Origin of the sequence: Methanosarcina sp. DH1, from assembly GCF_020804205.1 — an archaeon.
GTDB classification, from domain to species: domain Archaea; phylum Halobacteriota; class Methanosarcinia; order Methanosarcinales; family Methanosarcinaceae; genus Methanosarcina; species Methanosarcina vacuolata.
Window position 1 is genome coordinate 26,125 of the sequence record NZ_WJBJ01000022.1, and the last position, 23,568, is coordinate 49,692.

General features: G+C 43.2%; 18 protein-coding genes. 6 read left to right on the top strand and 12 right to left on the bottom strand.

Annotated elements, in window-relative coordinates:
* Positions 1–121: 121 nt before the first annotated feature.
* Positions 122–1,666 carry a PKD domain-containing protein gene (locus tag FXW07_RS12255; protein ID WP_229395683.1) on the top strand — a complete coding sequence of 515 codons (1,545 nt, stop codon included), beginning with the start codon at positions 122–124 and terminating at the stop codon, positions 1,664–1,666.
* A gap of 642 nt (positions 1,667–2,308) precedes the next feature.
* On the top strand, positions 2,309–3,829 hold the full coding sequence (locus FXW07_RS12260) for an aminoacyl-histidine dipeptidase (RefSeq protein WP_229395684.1): 1,521 nt from the start codon (positions 2,309–2,311) through the stop codon (positions 3,827–3,829).
* Positions 3,830–4,016: 187 nt separating this feature from the next.
* On the opposite strand, the gene FXW07_RS12265 is transcribed toward FXW07_RS12260, so the two are convergent.
* Positions 4,017–4,940 carry a cytochrome c biogenesis CcdA family protein gene (locus FXW07_RS12265; protein ID WP_229395685.1) on the bottom strand — a complete coding sequence of 308 codons (924 nt, stop codon included), beginning with the start codon at positions 4,938–4,940 and terminating at the stop codon, positions 4,017–4,019.
* A gap of 631 nt (positions 4,941–5,571) precedes the next feature.
* On the opposite strand from FXW07_RS12265, the gene FXW07_RS12270 reads away from it, so the two are divergent.
* A complete protein-coding gene (locus tag FXW07_RS12270) occupies positions 5,572–6,729 on the top strand; it encodes a NosD domain-containing protein (protein ID WP_229395686.1) in 1,158 nt (385 codons plus the stop codon).
* Between the two features lie 382 nt (positions 6,730–7,111).
* On the opposite strand, the gene FXW07_RS12275 is transcribed toward FXW07_RS12270, so the two are convergent.
* The 6 genes from FXW07_RS12275 to FXW07_RS12300 form a co-directional block, all read right to left on the bottom strand.
* Positions 7,112–8,224: a pyridoxal phosphate-dependent aminotransferase gene (locus FXW07_RS12275; protein ID WP_229395687.1), complete on the bottom strand. Its 1,113-nt coding sequence runs from the start codon at positions 8,222–8,224 to the stop codon at positions 7,112–7,114.
* Positions 8,225–8,296: 72 nt separating this feature from the next.
* Complete coding sequence (gene hxlB, locus FXW07_RS12280; protein ID WP_048120605.1) at positions 8,297–8,911, bottom strand: 6-phospho-3-hexuloisomerase; 615 nt, start codon at positions 8,909–8,911, stop codon at positions 8,297–8,299.
* A 259-nt stretch (positions 8,912–9,170) separates the two neighbouring features.
* Positions 9,171–9,683 (bottom strand): hypothetical protein, encoded by a 513-nt coding sequence (locus FXW07_RS12285; protein ID WP_048120603.1) that lies wholly within the window; start codon positions 9,681–9,683, stop codon positions 9,171–9,173.
* Between the two features lie 14 nt (positions 9,684–9,697).
* On the bottom strand, positions 9,698–10,057 hold the full coding sequence (locus FXW07_RS12290) for a DUF2073 domain-containing protein (protein ID WP_048120601.1): 360 nt from the start codon (positions 10,055–10,057) through the stop codon (positions 9,698–9,700).
* 5 nt (positions 10,058–10,062) lie between these two features.
* A complete protein-coding gene (locus FXW07_RS12295; RefSeq protein ID WP_229395688.1) occupies positions 10,063–10,704 on the bottom strand; it encodes an Era-like GTP-binding protein in 642 nt (213 codons plus the stop codon).
* A 774-nt stretch (positions 10,705–11,478) separates the two neighbouring features.
* On the bottom strand, positions 11,479–12,546 hold the full coding sequence (locus tag FXW07_RS12300; RefSeq protein ID WP_346655656.1) for a phosphate uptake regulator PhoU: 1,068 nt from the start codon (positions 12,544–12,546) through the stop codon (positions 11,479–11,481).
* A gap of 172 nt (positions 12,547–12,718) precedes the next feature.
* Between FXW07_RS12300 and FXW07_RS12305 the strand changes: the two genes are divergently transcribed.
* From FXW07_RS12305 to FXW07_RS12315, 3 genes are read left to right on the top strand one after another with little or no spacing between them, the layout of a single operon-like run.
* Positions 12,719–13,600, top strand: coding sequence for a shikimate kinase (locus FXW07_RS12305; RefSeq protein WP_229395796.1), 882 nt, complete (start codon positions 12,719–12,721; stop codon positions 13,598–13,600).
* Positions 13,597–13,884, top strand: a complete 288-nt coding sequence (locus FXW07_RS12310; protein ID WP_229395689.1) for a chorismate mutase — start codon at positions 13,597–13,599, stop codon at positions 13,882–13,884. The genes FXW07_RS12305 and FXW07_RS12310 overlap by 4 nt, the downstream gene beginning before the upstream one ends.
* 20 nt (positions 13,885–13,904) lie before the next feature.
* The gene (locus FXW07_RS12315; RefSeq protein ID WP_229395690.1) at positions 13,905–14,306 is read left to right on the top strand and encodes an AIR carboxylase family protein; all 402 of its coding nucleotides are present in this window, start codon (positions 13,905–13,907) and stop codon (positions 14,304–14,306) included.
* A gap of 377 nt (positions 14,307–14,683) precedes the next feature.
* Here the strand turns inward: FXW07_RS12315 and FXW07_RS12320 are convergent, their stop codons facing one another.
* Genes FXW07_RS12320 through FXW07_RS12340 form a run of 5 tightly spaced genes read right to left on the bottom strand, consistent with a single transcriptional unit; the run spans position 14,684 to position 23,430 of the window.
* The gene (locus FXW07_RS12320) at positions 14,684–18,124 is read right to left on the bottom strand and encodes a DEAD/DEAH box helicase family protein (protein WP_229395691.1); all 3,441 of its coding nucleotides are present in this window, start codon (positions 18,122–18,124) and stop codon (positions 14,684–14,686) included.
* Complete coding sequence (locus FXW07_RS12325; RefSeq protein WP_229395692.1) at positions 18,124–20,232, bottom strand: DUF262 domain-containing protein; 2,109 nt, start codon at positions 20,230–20,232, stop codon at positions 18,124–18,126. Before FXW07_RS12325 ends, FXW07_RS12320 begins: the two co-directional genes overlap by 1 nt.
* Positions 20,233–20,718, bottom strand: coding sequence for a hypothetical protein (locus FXW07_RS12330; RefSeq protein ID WP_229395693.1), 486 nt, complete (start codon positions 20,716–20,718; stop codon positions 20,233–20,235).
* A 1-nt stretch (position 20,719) separates the two neighbouring features.
* Positions 20,720–21,895: a restriction endonuclease subunit S gene (locus FXW07_RS12335; RefSeq protein ID WP_229395694.1), complete on the bottom strand. Its 1,176-nt coding sequence runs from the start codon at positions 21,893–21,895 to the stop codon at positions 20,720–20,722.
* Positions 21,892–23,430: a class I SAM-dependent DNA methyltransferase gene (locus FXW07_RS12340; RefSeq protein ID WP_229395695.1), complete on the bottom strand. Its 1,539-nt coding sequence runs from the start codon at positions 23,428–23,430 to the stop codon at positions 21,892–21,894. Before FXW07_RS12340 ends, FXW07_RS12335 begins: the two co-directional genes overlap by 4 nt.
* Positions 23,431–23,568 lie beyond the last annotated feature (138 nt).

The window sequence follows — 23,568 nt, forward strand, 5'->3', positions numbered from 1 at the left end:
TTTATACTCTATTGTAAAGAGATTTTTGCAATAGACTACTAACGAAATCAATGCTATATTTTGAAGAAACAATTGCGGCATGAAAAATGTTAGAATAACGAAGAATGGAGGAGTAGGATAAATGAAAACTAACAAAAAATTGCAATCAGCCGCCTTAGCATCAGCAGTTCTGATTTTATGTTTAATTTTTGTTTCATCTGCGGCATCTGCAACTACTGAGCAAGGCGCTTCGTCTGCAGGGACGTATGCATATATTACGAACAGTGGGGATAACACTGTCTCTGTAATTGACACAGCAACAAACACTGTTACAACCATTGTACCTGTAGAAGGAGGTCCTTATGGAAATGCAGTTAGCCCGGATGGAACAAAGATATGGGTGGCGAACTTCGGCAGTGATACTGTCTCTGTAATTGACGCAGCTACTAATACTGTTACAGCCAGCATACCTGTAGGGTCCTATCCGTGGGGAGTTGCTGTTAACCCGGATGGAACAAAGGTATATGTGGGGAACTTCGACAGTAACACTGTCTCTGTAATTGACGCAGCTACAAATACTGTTACAGCCACGGTGCCTGTAGGGAGTTATCCACAGGGAATTGCAGTCAACCAGGACGGAGCAAAGGTATATGTGGCAAACAGGGGCAGCAACACTGTTTCTGTAATTGATGCCGAAACCAATACTGTTATAGCTACGGTAGATGTAGGAAATGGACCTTCGGGAGTTGCAGTTAGCCCGGATGGAAAAAAGGTATATGTGGCGAACTCCGACTATGATGGGACTGTCTCTGTAATTGACACAGCAACAGACACTGTTACAGCTACTGTGCCTGCAGGAGGATGGTCTTTTGGGATTGCAGTCAGTCCAGATGGAACAAAGGTATATGTGACGAACTCCGACTATAGTGGAAAGCTCTCTGTAATTGACGCAGCTACAAATACTGTTACAGCCACTGTTCCTGTAGGGTCTACTCCTTGTGGAGTTGCAGTCACACCGGATGGAACAAAGGTATATGTGGTGAATCAGTGGGATAGTACTATCTCTGTAATTGACGCAGCAACCAATACTGTTATAGCTACTGTTCCTGTAGGAAGCAATCCATCTGCTTTCGGGCTGTTTATAGGTCATCTCTCACTAGCTCCTGTAGCAAACTTTTCTGCCAATCCTACCGAAGGAAAAGCTCCGTTAACTGTTGCTTTTACTGACACTAGCACAGGAGATCCAACTAAATGGAAATGGGACTTTGGAGACGGAACAACTTCAACCAGGCAGAATCCAACGCATAAGTATTCCAAAGTAGGGAGTTATACTGTTAAACTTACAGCAACAAATGATAAAGGCAGTAACACAGCAACAAAAACAGGCTATATAAAWGTRGTAACAAAACCGGTTGCTTCATTCTCTGCRACACCTACCTCCGGAAAAGCACCATTAGCCGTTAAATTTACKGAYAAAAGTACAGGAATACCGACCAAGTGGAAATGGAGTTTTGGAGACGGRRCAATTTCAAGGGAACAGAATCCAGAACATGAGTATTTACAGGAAGGAAAATAYAAGGTTACACTTACAGTAAGCAATGTGGCAGGCGGCAGTACTGTAACGAAGACAAATTACATAACAGTGACAACAAATACCAGACCTGGAATATACGCTGAAAATCAATAAACCTTAAATAAAAATGAGAAAAAAGTAAAAACTAAAGGATCGTGAGGATCACCTATCAAATCTGGATAAAAATGGTGAAAGTAATTTTATTCAGATTTGAGAATTACCTTTTTATATAAATTTTGAAACTGACTCCCAATCCAGTTCCTTATCTGATTTTACGCAATAATCCAGTTCTTTAACTGATTTTAAGCAAACTTAAAACGTCTATCGCCTTATATCATTTTTGTTGTTTACATTTTTGTATCGAAACATTGGTATTACTATGTTATACTCATCAGGTCTTAGAATTTTAAATTTTTACCTTAAATTACAAAGCAATAACTCACATAATCCTGAAAACTCGAACTGAATATATAATTTGGGTATATTATGCAAACTTATTCAAACTACACGACAGTTTTCAATAAATTATAAAAATATGTGAATCCGTAAACTAAACAAATAACACTTTAATAGCAACCTAATAATAACTCTGATAACATCAATAACTCCTAAAGACAACCTTAGAAATTACCCTAGAAATTACCCTAGAAATTACCCTAGAAATTATCCTAGAAATTATCCTAGAAATTATCCTAGAAATTACCCTAGAAATTACCCTAAAAACAACTCATGTAAAAAAATAAAAAATTGATCCCTATGCACCCCAAAACGCAACAGATCCTCGAAGTCTTCCAAGAAATCAATAAAATCCCGAGACGTTCAAAGCATGAAGAGCAGATTTCAACCTGGCTGCAGGAATGGGGCCGATCCAGAGGTTTTGAGGTAAAAGCCGATTCCTTAAACAATGTGCTCATCAAAGTCCCTGCAACGGTTGGATTTGAGAATTCTCCCACATTTATTCTGCAGGGGCATATGGATATGGTCTGCGAGAAATGCAAGGAGTCCGGGCACGACTTTTCCAGAGACCCTATAAGAAGCATTTGCGACGGAGATTGGATACGAGGAGATGGGACTTCCATAGGTGCAGACGATGGGATTGCCCTTGCACTTGCACTGGTACTGGCAGAAGCGGGGAAGAAAGGAGAAATCGGGCATTCACGACTTGAGCTGCTTTTTACGGCGGACGAGGAAACAGGCCTGACAGGAGCGAGAGGACTTGAGACTGGCTTTTTTGAAGGAAAAAGGCTTCTGAACCTTGACTCCGAGGATGAAGGCGTTTTTGTAATAGGGTGTGCAGGCGGGCAGAATTCGCTGATCACACTTCCTGTTGAGTGGGAAAAACCTGACTTTAAAAGAGAACATTTATTCAAATTTTTCAGACTCTCGGTTGAGGGACTGGAAGGCGGCCATTCCGGGGTTGAAATTAACAAACAGCGCGCAAACGGGATACAGCTACTCTTTCTGGCATTGGCCAAACTAAGGGAAAAGCTTGGGGCAGAAAATGTACGGCTTGTCCTGCTTAACGGTGGCAGCGTCCATAATGCAATTCCCAGTACTGCAGAAGCCTTTATTGTACTCCACAGGGAAAAACTCGAAAAAGCCGACGAAACCATATCATATCTCAGACATGCATTTAAAGCTGAATATGCAAAAACTGATCCTGGACTTATTTTGAATCTTGAGGAAATTAGCAGAGAAATAATCTTTGAAGTTGCAGACGATAAGGCTCCCAGAGAGGAAGTATCTCATGTTCGGGTCTTTTCGCAAGAGACTGAAGAAAAACTTATAAAAATGATCCTGGGGTTGCCGCATGGGGTTTACAGGATGTCGGAAGTTATTCAGGGGCTTGTTGAAACCTCTAATAATCTTGCTACAGTGAGGACGGCTGGAAACAAAGTAATGATTGTATCAAGCCAGCGCAGTTCAAACAATCCCAGGCTGGCTGAAATTAGCGGAAAAGTGGAAGCAGTTGCAAAGCTTGCAGGCGCATGGGTTGAACATGAGCCCGGATATCCTGCATGGGAGCCCGACCTGAAATCAGAACTGCTCTTGAAATGCAAGCAAGTCTATACCAAAACATTTGGGAAAGAGCCTGAGATTGAAGTGATTCATGCAGGGCTTGAGTGCGGAATAATCGGTTCGGCGTATGAAGGTATGGAAATGATTTCATTTGGGCCTACTATCAAAGATGCGCATTCTCCTTCGGAAAGAATCTTCATTCCTTCGATTGAGAAAGTCTGGATATTCCTGGAAAACCTGTTTAAAACTTATTGCTGAAAAAGGCTTCTTATTCAGTTGCTTCTTATTCAGTTGCTTCTTATTCAGTTGCTTCTTATTCAGTTGCTTCTTATTCAGTTGCTTCTTATTCAGTGGAAGCAAGTGACAAACTGTATTTGAGAATCAAGCCTTTTAAAAAACTGCTTGAGCAAAAACCCTGGCAACATGGCCGGCGTGGCCAAGCTAGTTAAATTACTCCAAGCTGCATGAGCCAGGCGACGGATATCAGTATGATTCCTGTTGTCAGCCTTATTTCCACTCTCCATCTTTCCCTGAATTCGGTGACTTTATTCGGGCTGAGTCCGAAAGCAAGTAGGAGGCCAAGAGCTATTACGGGAATCAGAAGCCCTATATGGTAAATGCCAATGTATAACGTTCCTTTGGCAATATCAGTTTTTGTTGCCAGGATGCTAAGGAGTGAGAGAAAAATCGCTCCTACGCAGGGTGCTTTGACCAGAGAAAACATACTTCCTGAAAGGAAGGACAGCGACACAAGGCTGTTCTGGTCCATTTTGCCCATAAAGTTTTTTAATGGTTTGGGAGTCCGAAAAGTGGTTCTCGCATGTTTTTTCAGCCAGTAGCCATCAAAAATATGCCAGAAGCCGAGCAGGGCAATGATCAGAATTGAAGCTCCTATAAAACTTTCCTGGATTTCAGGCAGGAAATTAACAACACTGAGGATGCTTATTCCAGCAATCATATACATGGCAAAGATTCCTGCCGAAAAACCAAGTGTGATTTTGAGCATGTCCTCTCTTCTTCCATGCTTGACAAGGGTAACTGAAGCAAGAAAAGCCATTACCGCAAGGAGGCAGGGATTAAAACCCGCAAGAATGCCTGCTGCCAGAAGTAAGAAGGGGCTGATTTTTTCAAGGTGCTTGTTTTTTCCGTCTCGAGTCCCTGCCATGGGGAGCGAAAGACTCTCGGCAAGAAGTGTAGAAGGTATCTGGGTTTCCGTCAGAAAAAAAATGGCTGTGCTTATATATATTTCATAAAAACCACTTGTCAACCGGCTTCCAGATACCGTTGCTGAAGCGATGGACGCGGGAGTCAGCAACAAAAAAATGCAGACCAGCACAAAAATTCCTTTGTGTACAAACAACTTAGGCACATTTTTCTTGTTCATATATTTTTCCAGAACTATTTTATTAAGTGATTTTTAACATCCGGGACCAATAGACACATAATCTCTACTGAAATTCAGGTTTTTACTTGTTTTAAGGTCTTTTCTTGTGGAAGGAGAGACCTGTATATCCAGATCGAGTTTTCATTCTTTAATTTTCCTCTTTTATAGTAAAAAAATTATGTATTGATAACAATTATTTCTTTCGATTTTACTAATCAGTGTTCATACTTTTAGTTTTAATTTGTGTATCTGTATATTAATTTTGTTGAGATATTATCTATTTATAATAGTCTATCTGAGCTAGCCAGGATTAAATATAAATTAAAACTCTTCTAATTAAATTATGAGTTTAATATATTCTAATAGATTCTATCTTTGAAACGGCTGAGACACACTTACCACACTTACCACACTTACCACTCAGGATGATATACTACAGAATTAATCCAGAATTAATCCAGAATTAATCCAGAATTAATCCAGAATTAATCCAGAATTAAGTGACTTTTCACGGCAAAAAAAGTATAGGAAAGCTTGGAAAGTTCAACGGAGTAATACCATTCCAAAAAAGACCTTTATCAACGGATTAACCATAAATCAACTAAAAGAGGTATACATGAAAAAAGTACCTGTTTTTTTAATATTGTTTTTCGTAGTGGCAAATATTTCAGGTGCATCAGCAGATACAATCACAGTAGGCACTGATATTGAGGGAGCAGATTACATCAGTATACAGGATGCTATCAAGAATGCAACTGCTGGCGATACAGTTCTTGTTTTTCCGGGAAACTATACGGAAAATGTATATGTTGACAAAGAATTAATAATCAGTTCTCTTTCTGGGAATCCTCTTGATACGGTTGTTAAGGCTGCTAACTCTGAAGATGATGTTTTTACTATTGTGTCAGATAACGTAACTATTCGCGGGTTTAGCATAACAGGCGCCGGAATAGATCAATACGGAGATGATAAAGCCGGGATTTATTTTGAGGGGACCAATAACAGTGTCACAATGGAAAATAATGTCTATTCAAACGGTTATGGCATTTTTTTACATGACTCGTACAACAATACACTTACAGATAATAGTGCATATATGAGTGGCATCGGCGGCATTTTTTTGTGGAATTCCAGCTATAACAGGCTGTACAATAATTACATAAACACAACTAATCATGAGGGTATATATCTATATGAATTAAGCAATAATAATGAGTTGAATAATAACACTGTGAATTTCACAGATTCCGGAAGTGGGATTGCTCTATCTTTATCTTATAATAATACTCTTACCAGTAACACGGTATTGAATAGCAATTCAGGATTTTTACTTACCGAATCAAACCTTAATTCCCTCATTAGTAATGTAGCAAATTCAAATAACTGGAATGGTATAGATTTTCAAGAAAGTAACAGTAATACCCTGCGCAATAATACTGCAAATTTTAACAAGAATAATGGAATTTTCTTGATAAAATCAAACAACAACAGGTTAGATTACAATAATGCCTCAAATAATTCATATCACGGCATAAATCTAAATAATTCCAGCACAGGCAACATATTGACTGGCAATATCGCAAATTCAAATGGTAAAAAGAATATTCACGTTGCAGATCCAGAAAATAATATGATAAACGCTGTTTTGCCTCAAGAAAGTGACTCAGAAGAAAGCGACTCAGCTCAAGAACTGTTATTCCAGAGTCTTATACCATCACTTATAGCGGTAATAATTGCAGGTTTAATTATATCATGGAAAACACGTAAACATTAAGTGTAAACTAAAGCGATCATTCACGGTAACCATTATATGATTTAAGATTAGGGAGAACTAAAACGTACCAAAAAAACAGCCGGAAAAGAAAAAAACAGTAGAATCAGGGGAAGAAGAGAAAGATATAGAAAGAAAAATCCTGGAAAAATATTTTTTTATCTGAAAGTTCTCTGAAGGTTCTCAGTTCTCTGAAAGTTCTCTGAAGGTTCTCAGTTCTCTGAAAGTTCTCTGAAAGTTCTCTGAAAGTTCTCTGAAAGTTCTCTGAAAGTTCTCTGAAGGTTATCTGAAGATTCTCCAAATTATTGAAGATTCTTCAGATTATTTCTACTATTCCTTAAGCTATCCTCTCAGAATATTTTATTAGAGCAGTATCTCTAAATTCTCAGAGTACTTTTTCCATGATGCTCAAGGCTTTTTCGATATCCTTCATTGAAGCCGCATAGGAAATTCTAATATGTCCGTCTCCTTCGCTTCCGAAGGCTGTTCCGGGAGTAACAACAACACCGTTTGAGATAAATTTCGAGGCGACCTCTGCGGAATTCGGGACTTTCGGGAAAGCGTAGAAAGCACCTTTTGGAAGGGCACATTCCATCCCCAGATCATTCAGCCCTTTTACAAGCACGTCCCTGCGCTTTCTGAACTCTTCTCGCATGGCTTCGATTGAATCTTTGGGTCCTGTCACTGCGGCATAAGCGGCTTTCTGAGCGATTGAGTTAGCGCAGGCCTGGAAGTACTGGTGAACCTTAAGCATCTGGCCTATGTAGTCTTTTCTGGCTGCCACGTACCCCAGTCTCCATCCGGTCATGGCATAGCTCTTTGAGGTCGCATTTACAGTAATCACATTGTCCGAATAGCTAGCAGGGCTTACGTGTTCTCCTTCGTAAACGAAGTACTCATAGACTTCATCGGAAATAATGGTTATATTGTGGTCGTCTGCAATCTCGGCCAGGGCTTTTATATCTGCCCTGCTTGCAACTGTGCCTGTGGGATTTGAAGGAGAATTAAGAACGATGACTCGAGTTTTTGGAGTGATTTTCTCAAGCACGGCCTCAGGCTTCATGGTAAGGTCTTCGTCAAGGGGAACACCTACGGCTTTGCCACTCAGGATTTCGGTCAGCGCATTGTAGGAAACGAAGCCAGGGTTTGAGATGAGGACTTCATCCCCATGGTTTAAAAGGGCTGCAAGGGCAATTGCAAGAGCTTCCGATGCTCCAGAAGTTACAATTATTTCCTCAGGGGAAACCGAGAACTCGTTCTCTTCCTTGAACTTGGAACTCAGGGCCTCTCTTAACTCCGGAATTCCCGGACCAACCGTATAACCCGTAAAGCCTTCGTTTATAGCTTTTATTGCCGCGGCCTTTATATGCTCTGGAGTGTCAAAATCAGGCTGCCCCAGCCCGAGGTTAATAGCGTCCGAGCCCGCGGCTTCAAAAATCTTCCTGATCCCTGAGGTATCTATTCGGGCTACGTTCTCTGAAAACTTTATTTCCTTCAAATTAGGCTCTCCTGTATCCCTATAAATTAATTATTTTTAGATTTACCTTCTGCTTTCTGGCGATTAAGGCTTTCATTCGATATTCGTATGTCTCGACTTCAGTTCGGCTTCAGAGGCACCTGTAAGCGTAATAAGCTGAGAGATTATCGAATCAAGGAAAATAAGCGATGTAATTTCGAAAGATGTACCCAGCGGAGGCATGGTTTTGTAACCTCCCCGCATGTTTCTTTCAAGGTAGCCGCCTGCGTCAGGGTCATTTTTAGTCTTGCTTGGAAGGATCATAGCAACATCTGAGATTCTACCTAATGTAGATTCTTTTTTAGATGTAACCGTTATGAGAGTTGAGCCAATGTCTTTTACTATTTTTCCGAGATCAGCTATAGAGTGTGTTTCTCCTGATCCTGAAATAGCAATCACTACATCCTCTGGCCGGACAGCAGGCGTTGTAGTTTCACCAACCACATACACGCTGAATCCCAGGTGCATAAGCCTCATTGCAAAAGCTTTGGCAACAAGCCCTGACCTTCCGGCTCCCATCAAAAAGATTCTTTCGCCTTCCAGAATTTTCTGAATCATCGATTTTATTGCTTTTCTGTCAAGTTTATCGATTATTTCACTTAGGTTTACTGAAATCATTCTCATTGATAATAGTACGTCTTCGCAGTCGTTTACCTGAACTTTTTCCATATGAGTTCTCCGAAAAACATTGAGTTAAGTGCCTGGTTAAATGCTTAATTCTATAATAATTAATTGATTAAATTTTATTTACCTGCTTATGTTAATGATATTTATCTGTCTCTGTTAATAATAGTTACCTGCCTGTGTTAATGATAAAAACGCCCCTGAAATACTTTTACCAAAATCTGTCTTCAAATTTACAGTCAGATTTCAGGGCAAGTTTCGGAAGCTTTCTTTCCACCTTGCCGCAATGCAAGCAGTTCAGGTATTACCTGCTTGTTTGCGACTCAGTTTTATAATTAATAGTTTTCAGTTCCCAGTTTTCAATATTATTTTTAAATTCGTGATAGAGTCTCTGGATATCACAGTCATTCCCATTCCAATAAAAGTCTTTACGTGTTTCTCCTTTCTGGAGCTCTTCAAGTATAAATTTTGATAAGTGAAAAAGGGCTTTTTTATTGGAAAAAGGAATACTATAATTTACGCGATAACCACCGGCCGTTTTTCCGTAGGACACGAGTGTGTACCCTTTACTCTCATATTCTGTAATATCATCAAAACTGCAGACAATTTCAAACTCATGAACCGTAGACTGGTCAACTTTTGAAATTCCTATTAGTATCTGCGCTATAATATAATCAGGAACTTTTCGTCCAAACCATACGGCAATTTTCCCGTAAGTACAGACTAAGTTAACATCATTCCTGCCCATCTCAAAGGAACCTAGAGACTGGGGAGGGTATATTATAGCTTCCTCGTCTTGGGTCTTTTGGGCACACATTGCTTCCACTTCGTTTACTTACTTGCAGAGACAAGTGCACTTATGAGATTCCGATCTTTTTTAAGGGTTTTTAGCTGGTTTGCAGGCCCTATTACCGTAAGTCTCTTATTGCTCTGCTTTTTGAAAATTTTGCCAAGTAATGAACCATCCGTATTTGCAGGATAGCTCTGCATCTCTATGCCCGAAAAAACATCAGGCTGGATCGCTGACATTGTCATTTCTATAAGCTTTGCTTCCTCCATCGGGTTCAGGCCCTTTTCAAGCACAAGAATTTTACCTTTCCGTACCTCATCGATTATGTATCGGACTTTTTCCATTGAAGCCATCTGAGAGATTCTGGCTTCGGATATCAAATCAAGCTGAATTCCCTGCATGTAGATCACCCGAACTGTTTTGCCAGAGCTTCATAAAACGAGTCCATTCCCACTCCTTCAAGAGCAGAAACTGGCACCATAGGATGCTGGGGGAAAGCTTCCTTTATGACAGCTGGATCGGCATCAGGAAGGTCTACCTTGTTTGCTACTATGAGGAGCGGAAGGTTTCTGGCTTCCATATTCCCTATTACTGTTACGTTGACCTGAGTATAGGGATTTTCGGTGGAATCCATAACAAGTATGACACCATCAAGGTCATCCAGCCATTTGACAGCTTCGATTACGCCTTCTGTTGCTTCCTTGGACCGTTTCTTGGATTCGGAGTCACTCATTCCCTGCTCCATGAAGTCATGGAAATCGATTTTTGTGGCAAGCCCGGGCGTATCTACGATATCAAGGCTGATTGTATGTCCATTGGCCTCAATACTTACTGCGTTCCTTCTCTTGGCATGCCGGGTTTCGTGAGCGATATGAGAAACAGAACCCATTGTTTCTTCGGCTCCGACCCAATCTTTGAGGATCCGGTTGCTAAGGGTCGTCTTACCGGCATTGGGGGGGCCGTAGATTCCTATGCATGCTCCTTTTTTCTTGAACAGTTTATTGAACATTTTTGAAAAGCTTACCTTAAATCGTTCTAACATATTCATAGCTTCCCTCCTTGGGAAAAGCATAGTACCTAAGGATTTCTCGGATTGCTTTCCTTTACGCATTGGTACTTAAATTTTTAATCTATTGATCCATGCACTTAAGTAACTTCTATTTATCGTACTGAGGGGATTGGGGGAAATTGTAGATATTTTTCTTCTCCAGTATGCCTGGGAATAAATAGGAAATTCAAGACCCTTTCTACGGTAGAATAGAAAGTGCCTCAGTGGAAATAACACCAGAATATAAATTGCTTTCTATCGCCTGATTCCCTCACCACATTCATAAAAAAGCTTTTTATCCAGAGATAAAAAACTTGTTATCCAGAAGACTTTGAGCTCTCACGAACTCTTTTTGTTAGTACTAAATTTTTATATGTGCAGTGATGTTCTGCACTTTCCTTTATATTTTTTCCGATTTTTATTCATTCAACCTTAAAAATATAAATCGTTTTTATGAGAATATTTTTTCTAGTGTCTTTCTCACTTAATTCTGTTTATAATTTTTACAGCTCATTTTTCCTCTATATATTTCAATATATCTTTTAGAAACTCTGAGATCGTTTTATAAATTCAAATATATTTTTTGAGCAACTCAGAGCATTGAAAGCTAAGCCTATTATTTCGATTTCAGACCTTAGTTATATATTTAACTTTTTTATTACTTTTGAGAGCTTTTACCTGGAAACACATCGAAATTTTACCTGGAAATATCTATTATTTACCTTTACATTTTCAAGTTGGGAAGAGTTTCTGATTTCTCAGATAGGATTTTGCTTATCTATCCCGAATTGCCATGTTTATAGCAATTTCGGCTATATTGGAGCTAAGGTCCCCTATTCTGGATAAACTGTCTACGACTGTCCCGAGTGAAATCATAATCTCATTGGATTCCAATTTCAGAATAGATTCATGCAGTTCTTCTACCCATGCGCGCATGTTGTCAACGTTGTCTATTACCTGATTTGCAAGAGAAGTATTCGCTTCAAATAGGGCCTCAACTGACTGTTTTACAAGTTCCATATAAGCAGCATTGAGTTTATCGACCTCTTCCATTACCTTATCATCAACGAGCTCTTGCATCTTTGAGGCGGTATTTGCTATTTTCTGTGCGTGATCGGCTATCCTTTCTATCGGGCTTGCCGCCATTCTGAACTCGTGGTATTCCTCTATACCTGTTTCTGTAGTGCCCGGCATTCCTCCTTCACAGAGAATCGAGCGAAACTGCTTGGAGATCAGGAGATATAACCTGTCAACCTCGTCATCTCTCTGACTTACGTCAAGTGCAAGGTCATAATCAATAGTTTTAAAGGCTCTTACCGCATCCTTTTGCATGGACGTCGCAATAAGGAACATCCTCTGTACACTTTTTTTGATCGGAAGTTCATTTGGGTTAAGGAGATCCTGGATAATCACACAGTTTGAGGTTTCTTCAGTAATTTCAGGGCCTATAAGTTTGTAGCATACCTTCCTAATTGTTTGCTTCTGTTCGACGAGTATCCTTTCCGAGAAAAGTTCAATCCTGTCATATCCATGGAGATATGCAGCGATAATATCTCGCTCAAGTGCTTTTGCTCCACAGCCTGTAACATCAATTTTTTTTGTTTTGATTGACCGCTCTTCAAGAATGGGATTTATCAGTAATTTTCCGTCAGGCTGGGGTTGAATGGAGACTCTAGTGCCTGTTTTGATCCCAACTTTTTCAGCCCATTGTTTAGGGAGAGAAATAATGTAAGTGGATCCGCCTGTCTGCTGTACTTTCCTGGTTTCGATAATAATTCCCCGTTTTTGATTAAATCTGCTAGACCTGGAATTAGAAATGTTTATTCCTGATTCAAATAGCACTTTTTAATAATAATTAGAAGTCTCTTTTTATATACGTGATTTAACTTTACTATTTATATTTGTGGATTTCCGCTTTTTTTATGAATATGTTGCAGAGCTCTGCGTTTCAGGAGACCTGGGTTCTGTGAAGAACGCAGTAAAAAATATTAAAGAACAGCGCATTCTCAGCATGATGATACTTGAAGGGCACGCCTGCGCATCAGGAGCAGGAACCATTATCGCGGCATTTGCAACCTGGAAAGGTGCGGCATTTGGAACTGGTTTAAAAACATATTCAGAGGTGGAACTCTCGGATCACGAGAAAAAAGTCCACGGATCGATTGAGGGAATGCCTGAAGCAGACACTTTTCTTGTTGAAAGGTGTGTTGAACTTGTGCTTGAACACTTTGAGATTAAACTTGGGGGCAAGGTAAAAACAAGCAGCAATATTCCTCTTGCAGGTGGACTTAAGAGCAGCAGTGCAGCCGCCAATGCAACTGTACTGGCAACCTTAAACGCTATAGGTGAATCAATGCCTCCTCTTGATGCTGTGAAACTTGGGGTAAAAGCTGCAAGAGAAGCAAAAGTAACCATAACAGGATCTTTTGATGACGCATGTGCTTCTTTTTTCGGCGGAGTTGTGATCACTGATAACCGTGAATTGAAACTGATTAAAAGAGAAGAATACAATTCCAAAGTCCTTATTTTTGCGCCTAACAGAAAAGTGTTCAGTTCACAAACAAATGTTAAACGTTCAGAACTCATTGCTCCGTATATAGATATGGCATATGAACTTGCACTTGCAGGAGAGTATGAAAAGGCAATGACTTTAAACGGTTTTCTCTACTGCAGTGCCCTTGGCTTTGATACCGAGTGCATTCTTCGAGCCCTGGAATGTGGTGTAAAAGGGGTGAGTCTATCCGGATCGGGCCCGGCGTATGTTGCGCTTGTCAAAGAAAACCAGATCGAAGAGCTCAGGTCGGCCTGGGAAAGCTGTGGGATCGAAGGCAGGGTTATAGAAACCTCTATAAATAACAGAGACGCAATGTCTTCAGAAAACGAGGGGTTCACTTGAGCGAACTTGAGGATGTCCGCAGAGAAATAGAAGAAATTGATAGGGAAATTCTTGCCCTTATTGATAGAAGAGTAAATCTTGCTGAAAGAGTACTTGAATCAAAAAGAATAAATGGGACTTCGATAAATGACCAGAAGCAAAATGAGGTTGTAATTAACAGAGCTTTAAATGCCGCAACAGAGCTCAACCTTGATCTGGGGTCTGTAAAGTCTATTTTTGAGACTCTTATCAGGATGAGTATTGAACGCCAGAACGAGTTAAGCGGCAAAGGAAGCCTGCCCTGACTGCTCAGGAGAAGCTAAAAATGGTTGATATCTCAGTAATTATGGGTTCCGAATCCGATAGGCCTATCGCCAACCGTGCGATTTCCGTGCTTGAAAAGAGCAAATACACTTACGAAGTAATGGTTATCTCTGCTCACAGGAACCCTGAAGAACTTGACAGCTACATCTCAAGCACTGACGCAAAGGTCTTTATTACAATTGCAGGTTTATCCGCAGCCCTTCCCGGGGTTGTAGCTTCCAGGACAAAAAGGCCTGTAGTAGGAGTCCCGGTAAGCGCGAAACTTGGTGGACTCGATGCCCTGCTCTCTATTGCCCAGATGCCCCCGGGAGTGCCTGTAGGAAGCGTAGGGATCGATAATGGAGCAAACGGCGCACATCTTGCTCTGAGAATTCTGGATTTGATTGACACCGCGAAGCCTTAAGATGCCTGTAAAAAGCTCTTGCTTCCGGGCTTAATACGTAACATTTACTAAAAATCAGCTACTAAAAATCAGCTACTAAAAATCAGCTACTAAAAATCAGCTACTAAAAATCAGCTACTAAAAATCAGCTACTAAAAATCAGCTACTAAAAATCAGCTACTAAAAATCAGCTACTAAAAATCAGCTACTAAATTGAATCGGCAGTAAACTCAGTCGGCTAGTTACAAAATTTGGTCGACTCACTCCGAAAACTCTTTTTTTAACTAATTTTAATTGTATGTGTTGTGTCTAACCTTTTCAGTTCATTCAAAATGGATATTAAATCAATTCCCTGCCATTGCTTGAAAATCTTATTTATCCAAAACGGCTCAAAAGATTCAAGCAGTAATTTGTTGCGAACATGGGGGCACTAATGCTGTTGCCGTGATCTGTTCCAATGTAGCTATCAACTCATCAATTTGAGTTGAGGTGAAAAGCCCGTCTGGGCCCTGTGGCGTAAGGTCTGTAAATGGCGATTCGTAAAGTAACGCAGCGTCCATTGCTCCGTGTTCTGTGAGATGGTCAATAATCAAGTTTATGAACTCTATCTGGTTTGCAGTCAGGGTCTTACCTGTCAGGAATGTGGCAAGCGACTGTTTTGCAGCTTCCCTATCAAGCCCTATGAGTGAGCGCACGAAGAGGCCGAGGCCGTTTGACACCTCTCTGGCATGGACAATTTCTTCCGGCCCTCCCAGCCCGCTTTCAGAGAGTATCCGCTCCAGTTCGTCAAGATCAGGTGCAGCCAATGGGATATTCATCCGGAGCTTGTGGATTACGGTATTGTCCTGATGTTCCAGGAGGAAGGCCCGGGTCTTTGCGCGAAACTTTTCAAAATCTCCGGCTTCAGCAAAGCCCGGTAGTTCCACATCGGTTTCACTGCCAATTTCGTCTTTGAAGTCAGTGTAAATTGGCTTTCTGTGGTGTTTTTCTATCAGTTTAACCAGGTTTCGGAGGCGCCGTCTAAGCGATTCCAGCATGGGAGTTGTCACATTCTCCCACCATTCATCGGTCTGCACATCAAGAATTAGAGCCATCTGGTCACGTACCATTGGAATGGCTGATTTTTCTTCAAGGAGGCCGGCAATTTCTCTTACCTGATTGCTCAGGCGCTCAAAGGCAGGCTCGGCACGCAGTAAAGCCAGTTGCAGGTTCAGGACCAGGAGATCAAACCGTTTTGCTTCTTCGGCTTCCGGTTGTAATTCCGAGGGAAGACCTGCGATTTCATGGGAAAGCTCGGAGAGGTCTTCGCCGGATAATTTTATCCAGGCTTCGGGTTTTGAGTATTTTTCGACCAGCCTCCTCCTTGGACGCACTACGAAGTTGTCAAGGTTCATTGAGGCAATTTCGCTGTGCAGCATTCCGGCAACCGAGAAGCGGACTTCGGCTTCCGTTTTCGGTTCGCCGTATATTTCCGAGGTCTCGGCACCGGCTTCGCAATCGCTGTCAGATTCAAGTTTTCGGTCAAGCACTGAGAGCAGTTCAAGACGCGATTTGAACAGGCGCGTACCAAGAGAATCTCCAAGTGAACCGTCTGTGGTTTCCGGGTTCTGGCTGAAAAACTCCAGGTTCTGGCAGTAATCAAAAAGATAAAAGAACTGTTTGTCTGTTCCGGGTTCAAAAAGGTCGGGACAGAGACGGGTACCGCGTCCTAACATCTGCCAGAACTTTGTCCTGGAACGCACCAGTTTGAAGAAAACCAGATTTACGACCTCAGGAACATCGATCCCTGTGTCGAGCATGTCCACTGAGATGGCAATGTGAGGGGCTTTTTCTTTGATAGAGAAATTATCTATCAGGCTCTGGGCGTATTCGGTCTTGAAAGTTATAACACGGGCAAACTCGCCTTTGAAATGCGGATAACTGGCATTGAAACGTTCGGCAATATACTCAGCATGAGCCTGGTTTTTGGCAAAGAGAATGGTCTTGCCCAGGCGGTCACCGCCAGCGACTTTCAGGCCCCGTTCCATCAGGTGTGCCAGCACTTTGTCCACGGTGTCTTTGTTAAACAGCCATTTGTTGACGGCATCGGCTTCTACACGGTCAGGGATTTCGCCTTCCTCGTCTCCCCAGTCCAGAGATTCCCATTGCTCTTTATCCTCGTCTGAGAGGTCGTCATAATTGATCCCCTGGCGCTGGAACTTCAGGGGAACTGAAACTGCTTTTGGAGGGACAAGGAAACCGTCTTTTACAGCTTCTTCGAGCTGGTAGGCGTCTGTGGGAACACCGGGTTCAAGGTCAAAGAGGCTGTAGGTATTTCGTTCGATTTCATTTTTGGGCGTTGCTGTAAGGCCAACAAGGAAAGAGTCAAAGTAGTCGAAAATCGCTCTGTACTTCTTGAAAACCGAGCGGTGAGCTTCATCGATAATTACAAGGTCGAAATGCCCGGACCCAAAGCGGCGCTGTCCGTTGTTCATTTCTTCTATCTGCTTCATCATTGTCGGATAGGTTGAAACGAATACTCTCCCGTCGGTGTCCTTTTCCGTTACAAGGTTTACAGGTGCGGAGTCAGGAAGATGCCGCTTGAAGGCGTTTACTGCCTGGTTTACCAGAGCTACCCTGTCGGCAAGGAAAAGCACTCGTTTGACCCAGTTGCAGCGCATGAGAAGGTCGCAGAGTGCAATGACTGTACGGGTCTTTCCGGCGCCTGTTGCCATTACTACCAGGGCTTTTCTGTCGTTGTCCTGTTCAAAGGATTCTCCTATGCGGCGGATGGCCCGGCTCTGATAGTAGCGGTCTGCAATTTTTGAGTTGATTCTGGCTCCGGAAAGAGACCTGCGGCTGCTGCGCCGCTGGATAAGGAGTTCAAGTTCGGATTTTTTGTAGAAACCCTGTACCTGCCTCGGAGGATACATGGAATCGTCCCAGATCCAGTTTTCATACCCGTTTGAATAGAAGATGACCGGCCTTTGCCCGAATTGTTTTTCCAGGCAGTCGGCGTAGAGTTTTGCCTGCTGCTGGCCAACCTGCGGGTCTCTGGTAGTGCGCTTTGCTTCAACGAGGGCAAGGGGCTTTCCGTCGTCGCCCCAGAGCACATAGTCTACAAAACCGACCCCGCTTTCGTTTGGCATTCCTGAGACTTCAAATTCCCTGTCCTGAGCTTTGTCAAGGGCCCAGCCGGCTTCTTTAAGCAGGAGGTCAATCAGGCTTTTTCGGGTCTCAGCTTCGGAATAGTCGTGTGTGTCCGGCTGTAGGGCTGAAGCTTCTTTTGCCTTTGCAACTTCGGCACGCAGGCGTTTTAGTTCTTCGTCCATTGCGGATTTGTCGGCCAGAAGTAGAGAGAGTTTTTCGTCTTTTTCCCGGAGGCTGTTTTCCAGGTTTTGAAGCTGCTCTATTGTCTGCTTCGGGACTGTTGTTTTTGGCAGGTCATCTGGGTTGAAACTCAGCCCGGGTTCAGGCTTTTCTTTTCGGGCATAGGTGCGTGCCAGCCAGTAGGTTATGTGAAAAAGTTCACTCACGGCTGTCACTGAATCATATGCCTGAATGGAACTGTTGCTGTGCACAGCCTCGTTTCCAAGCTGGATAATGACCCGTGCTTTGTTGAAGATTGCCTCTCCCGCAACTTTTTTGAATGTAGGCTCATGAATGAGAGCACTCAAATTTTCCTGATACGGCAGGAGCAGTGAATAATCGTACTTGTATATCCACTGCACAGCCAGTTCCAGAGCCCTGCGAGCGTAAAAACAGGCAGTGCGAGGGTCAGGATAAACCGCATTTGAGGCTTTTTCGGCTGCCTCATACAAAGAAGGCCATTCGGCTTCGAGAAAGGCAAAATTGGTCATTAATATCCTCCGTTACTCATCTGGTGTTCGAAAGATTGCCGCACCAGACCTATTACATAGGGCAATTCATTCAGTGATCCGAGGCCGACTTTTACGTCGCCATTCCCCCAACAACCGACATCGGAAACATCCTTGCAGAGCCCTCTTGGGTCGTTTATGTCAGAAAAATGCAGATTGAGAGACAGGATCAGCCGTTTAGCTTGTGGTACCACATCCACAAAGTTAGTCTCAGCTTTATAGGCGACATAGAGCTTGAGAAACTCCTCGGTTACACAGGGATCAAGAGCCAATACTTCCTTGCGAAAGGCTTCGAACAGCTCATGCACTGTTCCCGTTAACAGGGATGGATGGTCTTCAATTGTGTAACCAGATGCTGTAGCCTTTGTCCTGTATGCCTCAAGGGTATCGTTAGTCAGTTTTGGCATTGCCCATACATTGAGAGCTATTTCTGCCAGCCTGCTTGCCCTTTCTTTAATAGTCTCTTCATTCCACTGGTCGAGCTGACCAAGCCCTTTATTGAGCTTGAGAGGGCTTTCTTTAAAACCGCCAGGCATGTCACGTTTCTCTGTGAAGGACCTGTCACTATATTCTGAGTTGTAACCAGTGAGTGTGAGGTTGCCAAGGGTATGCAGCCACGTTTCATGGATTCGTTTCCACTCTGTGCCAAGTTCTGTTTTCCAGGCTGTGGAGAGATTCTCATTCTGTGGCATTATATGTTCGATAGTATACTCATCTACCTGCACACGTTCTTTACGTCCATAGTTTTCCAAACGTCTGATCCAATAGCTGCGGCTTCGGAAGTTGTAGAGGTCCCGGATTTTCAATTCGCGCCTGAACTCCTCATCGTTTGGAAAGCGGCGATATGATGGCAACTGAAAAAAGTGTACCTGGATGCTTTTGAGATAATGGTCCTTTTTTAGATATCTGGAAAAGGTTGCAAAGGTCTTGTTCATTGAGTTTGTGGGAATAGAACAGATAGCACGCCGGAACACATAGGATTCGATCAGCCGAACTGCTGCAACAAAATCTTCCCTTGACAGCATTCCGGTTGCATAGTCGTGATAAAGTTCGAGCAAGAATGGATAAGCTACATCTACTCTAAGCTCGCGTAAGTCTTGGAAAGCAAGTTTCAAATCCTGATATGTCTCTTTTCCAAGTGCCATTGCACAGAAATAGCGGGAAAAAGTCCGGATATCAGTAACAAGTGCCTCCATTCCTGCCGGTTCCGTTTTTGTGGAATTCGCATGAACCTTAAACGCTTCATAGACTTCCCCTATTCTGGGAATCTCTCCTGTTTTAACGGTCAAATAGTGGCGCATGAAACCGTCGAACTGCTCACTGTAGGCTTCCTGCCCGAAATCCACTTCCATTGGCCGCCAGTACTGTTCATACAGCCTTGTCTGTAATTGCGGTTCCAGCCCCATAAGGATGTAGTTGCGGATCAGGTCAGCCTGACTGAGTTCTTTTCCGGTTGAGTTCATGCTTTCAAAAATGAGCTGCGGGTTGTCCTGATCGCGATTGAGCGCGATATCAACAACTATAAGCTTGGCCAGCCCTTTACACAGGGGAGTTAGATCATCTTTACATCCGGCAATCCATGATTCGAAAAGTTCGAAATTTTCCTTTACCCGCAGAGAAAACTCTTTTGGCTGTTCTCTGTTGGAGACAATAGAGGTAAGAGAGTCCTTATCAGTCTGTGAAAGGATAAGTTTGTAATACTTTTCTCCTTCTTCCTCAGGGTTGAGCAGATAATAATTTCGCAGCTTTCGGGGAGAAAACCCATCAAGAGGTTCACGTTTTTCCTCATCAAGTTTTTCAAGCGCTCTGGCAAGGGCAGCTATCAGCAGTGTTACTGTGGTCAGGCGCTGCTGGCCATCGATTACGAGCAGAGGAGACTGGCTTGAAACCTGATAAATCCCTTTTTCTATGTAGACGATAGAACCGACAAAGTGAGCTGAGATATCATCGTTATTGCCTGTGCGGAGAATATCATCCCACAACTGAAGGCACTCTTTTTCAGTCCACGAGTAAGTGCGCTGGTATATGGGAATCACAAATTGAGGGGATTTTCTGAGAAAATCAAGCAATTTGGCTTCAGTGGCTTTCATTTATTTTTTCCCTTCTACGAGTTTTGGAAACTCAGCGGCGAATGCATTTCGAATCTTATTGAATTGTTCTATATTGAGCATCTTTCTGCAATTTACTGTGTTCATTACTTTATACCCGGCTTCAGCCATAGCCTCGGCCAGTGCCATTTCAAGCGCTGCCAGGATGTCTCGACGCTTTTGATGCACTTCCTTTGTCGTTGCTTCCTCCAAAATAGGTCCATGTGCAACCAAGCGGAATGTGCATTTTGCAGGATCAATGCCTTTTCCTTCTAAATGACGGCGCAGCACATTGCTCTTATCATTGAAACCTAAATGCTGGCCCATGCGATTGAAGGGTGATTGTGCATTGATTGATGAGCTATCGCCAGTACGTCCCACGTAGTAAAGATTTTTCTGATCTTGAGTCGTAATTTCCCAAATATAAAGCCAGAAACCACGCTGCAAGATTTCTCCATTAAATTTTAGCTCGTGGGTGGCGGGTCCCATCTTATAGTTCCCCCCTGAAAGCCCGGTACTGAAGAGAAGTAAAAAGTTCATCAAGTTCTGCAAGTGAGGCTTTATGTGCTGCTTTTATTTTTCCTACGGTGGCGACACGTTGGGCGTATTCGTGTTGCAATTCAATTGGTGGCAGAGAAACAGCCAATTCTCCAACAATTCCTCGATTCAAGTTAGGTAATGTGGCTCCAAGTGAAAAACCTTCCAAATGCTTACGCATAGTCGCGCTTGAAAGCGTTGCTTGGAGGTAGATAGCAGTAGCTTTGCTCTCATCAGGACGGATAAAAAGCGATCCCGTACCGCAGAGCATTCCATTGTGCTCTGATCCCACGATTGCGCATCGACCCATTTCTCCTCGACGACCCATGATCACATCACCTTGTTGAAGTTGGTAAAGCTGAAGTTCAGCATGTTTTTGCACAGTGATAGACTGGTTTAGGTCAGGAACTATTTTTCCATATTCAATGTGCGTGGGATTTATTAGCGGAATGCCACCGAAAACATAATCCTCCTTATGAAGAAGCGATCCAAATGGACCGATTTGAATATGATCTACGCAGTGTTTTAGAGGGCATCTTTTCCATCCCATTGGATTTGATACTGAGTCACCGAACATATCATAAAAAATAGATTGAGTGAGCTCATCTAGATGAGCAAGAGAGGCTCTACGTTTGGTTCGAAGAGCCTCCGCACGGTCCAGAATATCTGCAATTCGTTGTTGCTCTGGTAGAGGAGGAAGTGGAATTTTGATCTTCTCTACAAACGCTGGGCGTGCTCTTAGTAAAGAGCCCCCTACACCCGAAACTGTGCTCATGAATTTTGAATGGAAAGGATCACTAACTAAAACATGCCGAAGATAATTAGAATATATTATTTCACTTCGAAAAACAATCCACTCGCCGGATGCGATTATTCTCCTGCCTTGCGCTTCACCTACAACCCACGAGCGGCGAATGTGTGGAACAATCTTAGAAAGGAGAACATCACCGGGCTCAACAATTTGTTTGGTTGAACCAATTAATTTGCCAGCCACTACTTCCGGTTTTCTACTGTCAAAAGCAGGAATGCTATAAAGATCAAAAACTTCATCAGGAAACTTTGAAGGATCTACTGAACCAGATTTCTTCGCCATAATCTCGCCGAGCGAAATTGTCTGGACTTCATTCATCCTAACATCCCTTCCAGTTCTTTCATCCCCTGCTGAATCTCCACTTCCAGCTTTGCGAGGCTTTCGAGTATCTCTTTCGGGGCTCTGTATACCACTTCTTCATACACAACTTCCTTGTAGCGGTTGAGGGAAAGGTCGTACCCCTGGGCTTCAATATCCGCTTTTGGCACGCAGAAGCTCTGCTCGGTCCTGGCGCGTTTGAGTTCACTCTTATTGCGCTCCTGCCAGCGGGCAAGGACGTCAGGAAGGTTATTTTTGGCGTGCTCGTCTTCGTTAAGCCCGGTTGAAGGAACAGGGCCCAGTTTGTCCTCGCTCAAAAGCGGACTCCGTTTATCGTCAAGGCTCCAGCCGTCGGCCTGCATATCGTAGAACCAGACATTGTCCGTGCCTCCCGAATTTGTTTTCGTGAAAAGGAGGATAGCAGTAGAAACGCCGGCATAAGGCTTGAAAACGCCGCCCGGAAGTGAAACAACCGCATCAAGCTTCTGCTCCTCGACAAGCATGCGGCGAAGTTCCTTATGGGCTTTGCTTGAGCCGAAAAGCACGCCGTCAGGAACGATAACAGCCGCCCGCCCGCCTGGCTTCAAAAGGCGCATAAAAAGGGCAACGAAAAGCAGTTCGGTCTTTTTTGTCTTGACGACCTTCAGGAGTTCCTTAGAAGTGCTCTCATAGTCCAGCGAGCCGGCAAAAGGAGGATTTGCAAGAACGAGAGTATAAGCTTCCTCGTCGCTGGAATAGTCCTGGGCAAGAGAATCACGGTAGCGGATGTCCGGGTTTTCCACGCCGTGCAGGAGCATATTCATGCTGCCTATGCGGAGCATGGTGTTATCGAAATCAAAGCCGTGGAACATATCCTGGTGGAAGTGCTGTTTCAGCTTCTCGTCGTGCAGAATATTCGGGTAGTGTTCCCGCAGGTGTTCGCCCGCGCATACCAGAAATCCGGCTGTCCCGCACGCGGGGTCGCATATGATGTCTGTCGGCTGCGGCGAAGTAAGCTCAACCATCAGGCGGATAATATGGCGCGGGGTCCTGAACTGTCCGTTCTGGCCAGCAGATGCTATCTTGCCGAGCATATACTCGTATAGGTCGCCTTTGGTATCGCGGTCTTCCATCGGCACGTCGTCAAGAAGGTCCACCACTCTTGAAAGCAGGGTAGGTGTGGGAATAGTGAAGCGGGCGCCTTCCATGTGTTTGGCATAGGTTGAGTCGTCTCCGCCCAGGGTTCGCAGGAAGGGGAAGATGTGTTCGCTGACTATTGTAAACATCTCTGCCGGAGTAAAGTTTTTGAAATGGGACCAGCGCAGGTCTTCGTAAGATCGGCCCTTATCGTCCTGGCCTTCAGGAAAAATACGGCGTTCCATAGGGCGTTTAAGGCGGACTGATTTGTTTTCTTCAAGTGTCTGGAGGTCGTCCAGCCTCCGTAAAAATAGCAGGTAGGTAATTTGTTCGATAACTTCGAGGGGGTTGGCTATGCCGCCGGACCAGAAAGTGTCCCATATGCGGTCGATTTTGTTTTTCAGTTCACCTGTGATCATTGTTATTCCTCTAAATCATGAGGTTGGAATGCATGAAAAGAGCAAGCACATGGAAATGATTCTCATATTTTTCAGGGATACACTGTCGATAGACTGTAGATACACTGTAGATACACTGTAGATACACTGTCTATCCTG

Coding starts and splice junctions, on each gene's coding strand:
- FXW07_RS12295 (WP_229395688.1), bottom strand. CDS start 10,704: ATGAATATGTTAGAACGATTTAAGGTAAGCTTTTCAAAAATGTTCAAT.
- FXW07_RS12270 (WP_229395686.1), top strand. CDS start 5,572: ATGAAAAAAGTACCTGTTTTTTTAATATTGTTTTTCGTAGTGGCAAAT.
- FXW07_RS12260 (WP_229395684.1), top strand. CDS start 2,309: ATGCACCCCAAAACGCAACAGATCCTCGAAGTCTTCCAAGAAATCAAT.
- FXW07_RS12305 (WP_229395796.1), top strand. CDS start 12,719: ATGATACTTGAAGGGCACGCCTGCGCATCAGGAGCAGGAACCATTATC.
- FXW07_RS12340 (WP_229395695.1), bottom strand. CDS start 23,430: ATGATCACAGGTGAACTGAAAAACAAAATCGACCGCATATGGGACACT.
- FXW07_RS12285 (WP_048120603.1), bottom strand. CDS start 9,683: ATGTGTGCCCAAAAGACCCAAGACGAGGAAGCTATAATATACCCTCCC.
- FXW07_RS12315 (WP_229395690.1), top strand. CDS start 13,905: ATGGTTGATATCTCAGTAATTATGGGTTCCGAATCCGATAGGCCTATC.
- FXW07_RS12335 (WP_229395694.1), bottom strand. CDS start 21,895: ATGAATGAAGTCCAGACAATTTCGCTCGGCGAGATTATGGCGAAGAAA.
- FXW07_RS12320 (WP_229395691.1), bottom strand. CDS start 18,124: ATGACCAATTTTGCCTTTCTCGAAGCCGAATGGCCTTCTTTGTATGAG.
- FXW07_RS12330 (WP_229395693.1), bottom strand. CDS start 20,718: ATGGGACCCGCCACCCACGAGCTAAAATTTAATGGAGAAATCTTGCAG.
- FXW07_RS12290 (WP_048120601.1), bottom strand. CDS start 10,057: ATGCAGGGAATTCAGCTTGATTTGATATCCGAAGCCAGAATCTCTCAG.
- hxlB (WP_048120605.1), bottom strand. CDS start 8,911: ATGGAAAAAGTTCAGGTAAACGACTGCGAAGACGTACTATTATCAATG.
- FXW07_RS12325 (WP_229395692.1), bottom strand. CDS start 20,232: ATGAAAGCCACTGAAGCCAAATTGCTTGATTTTCTCAGAAAATCCCCT.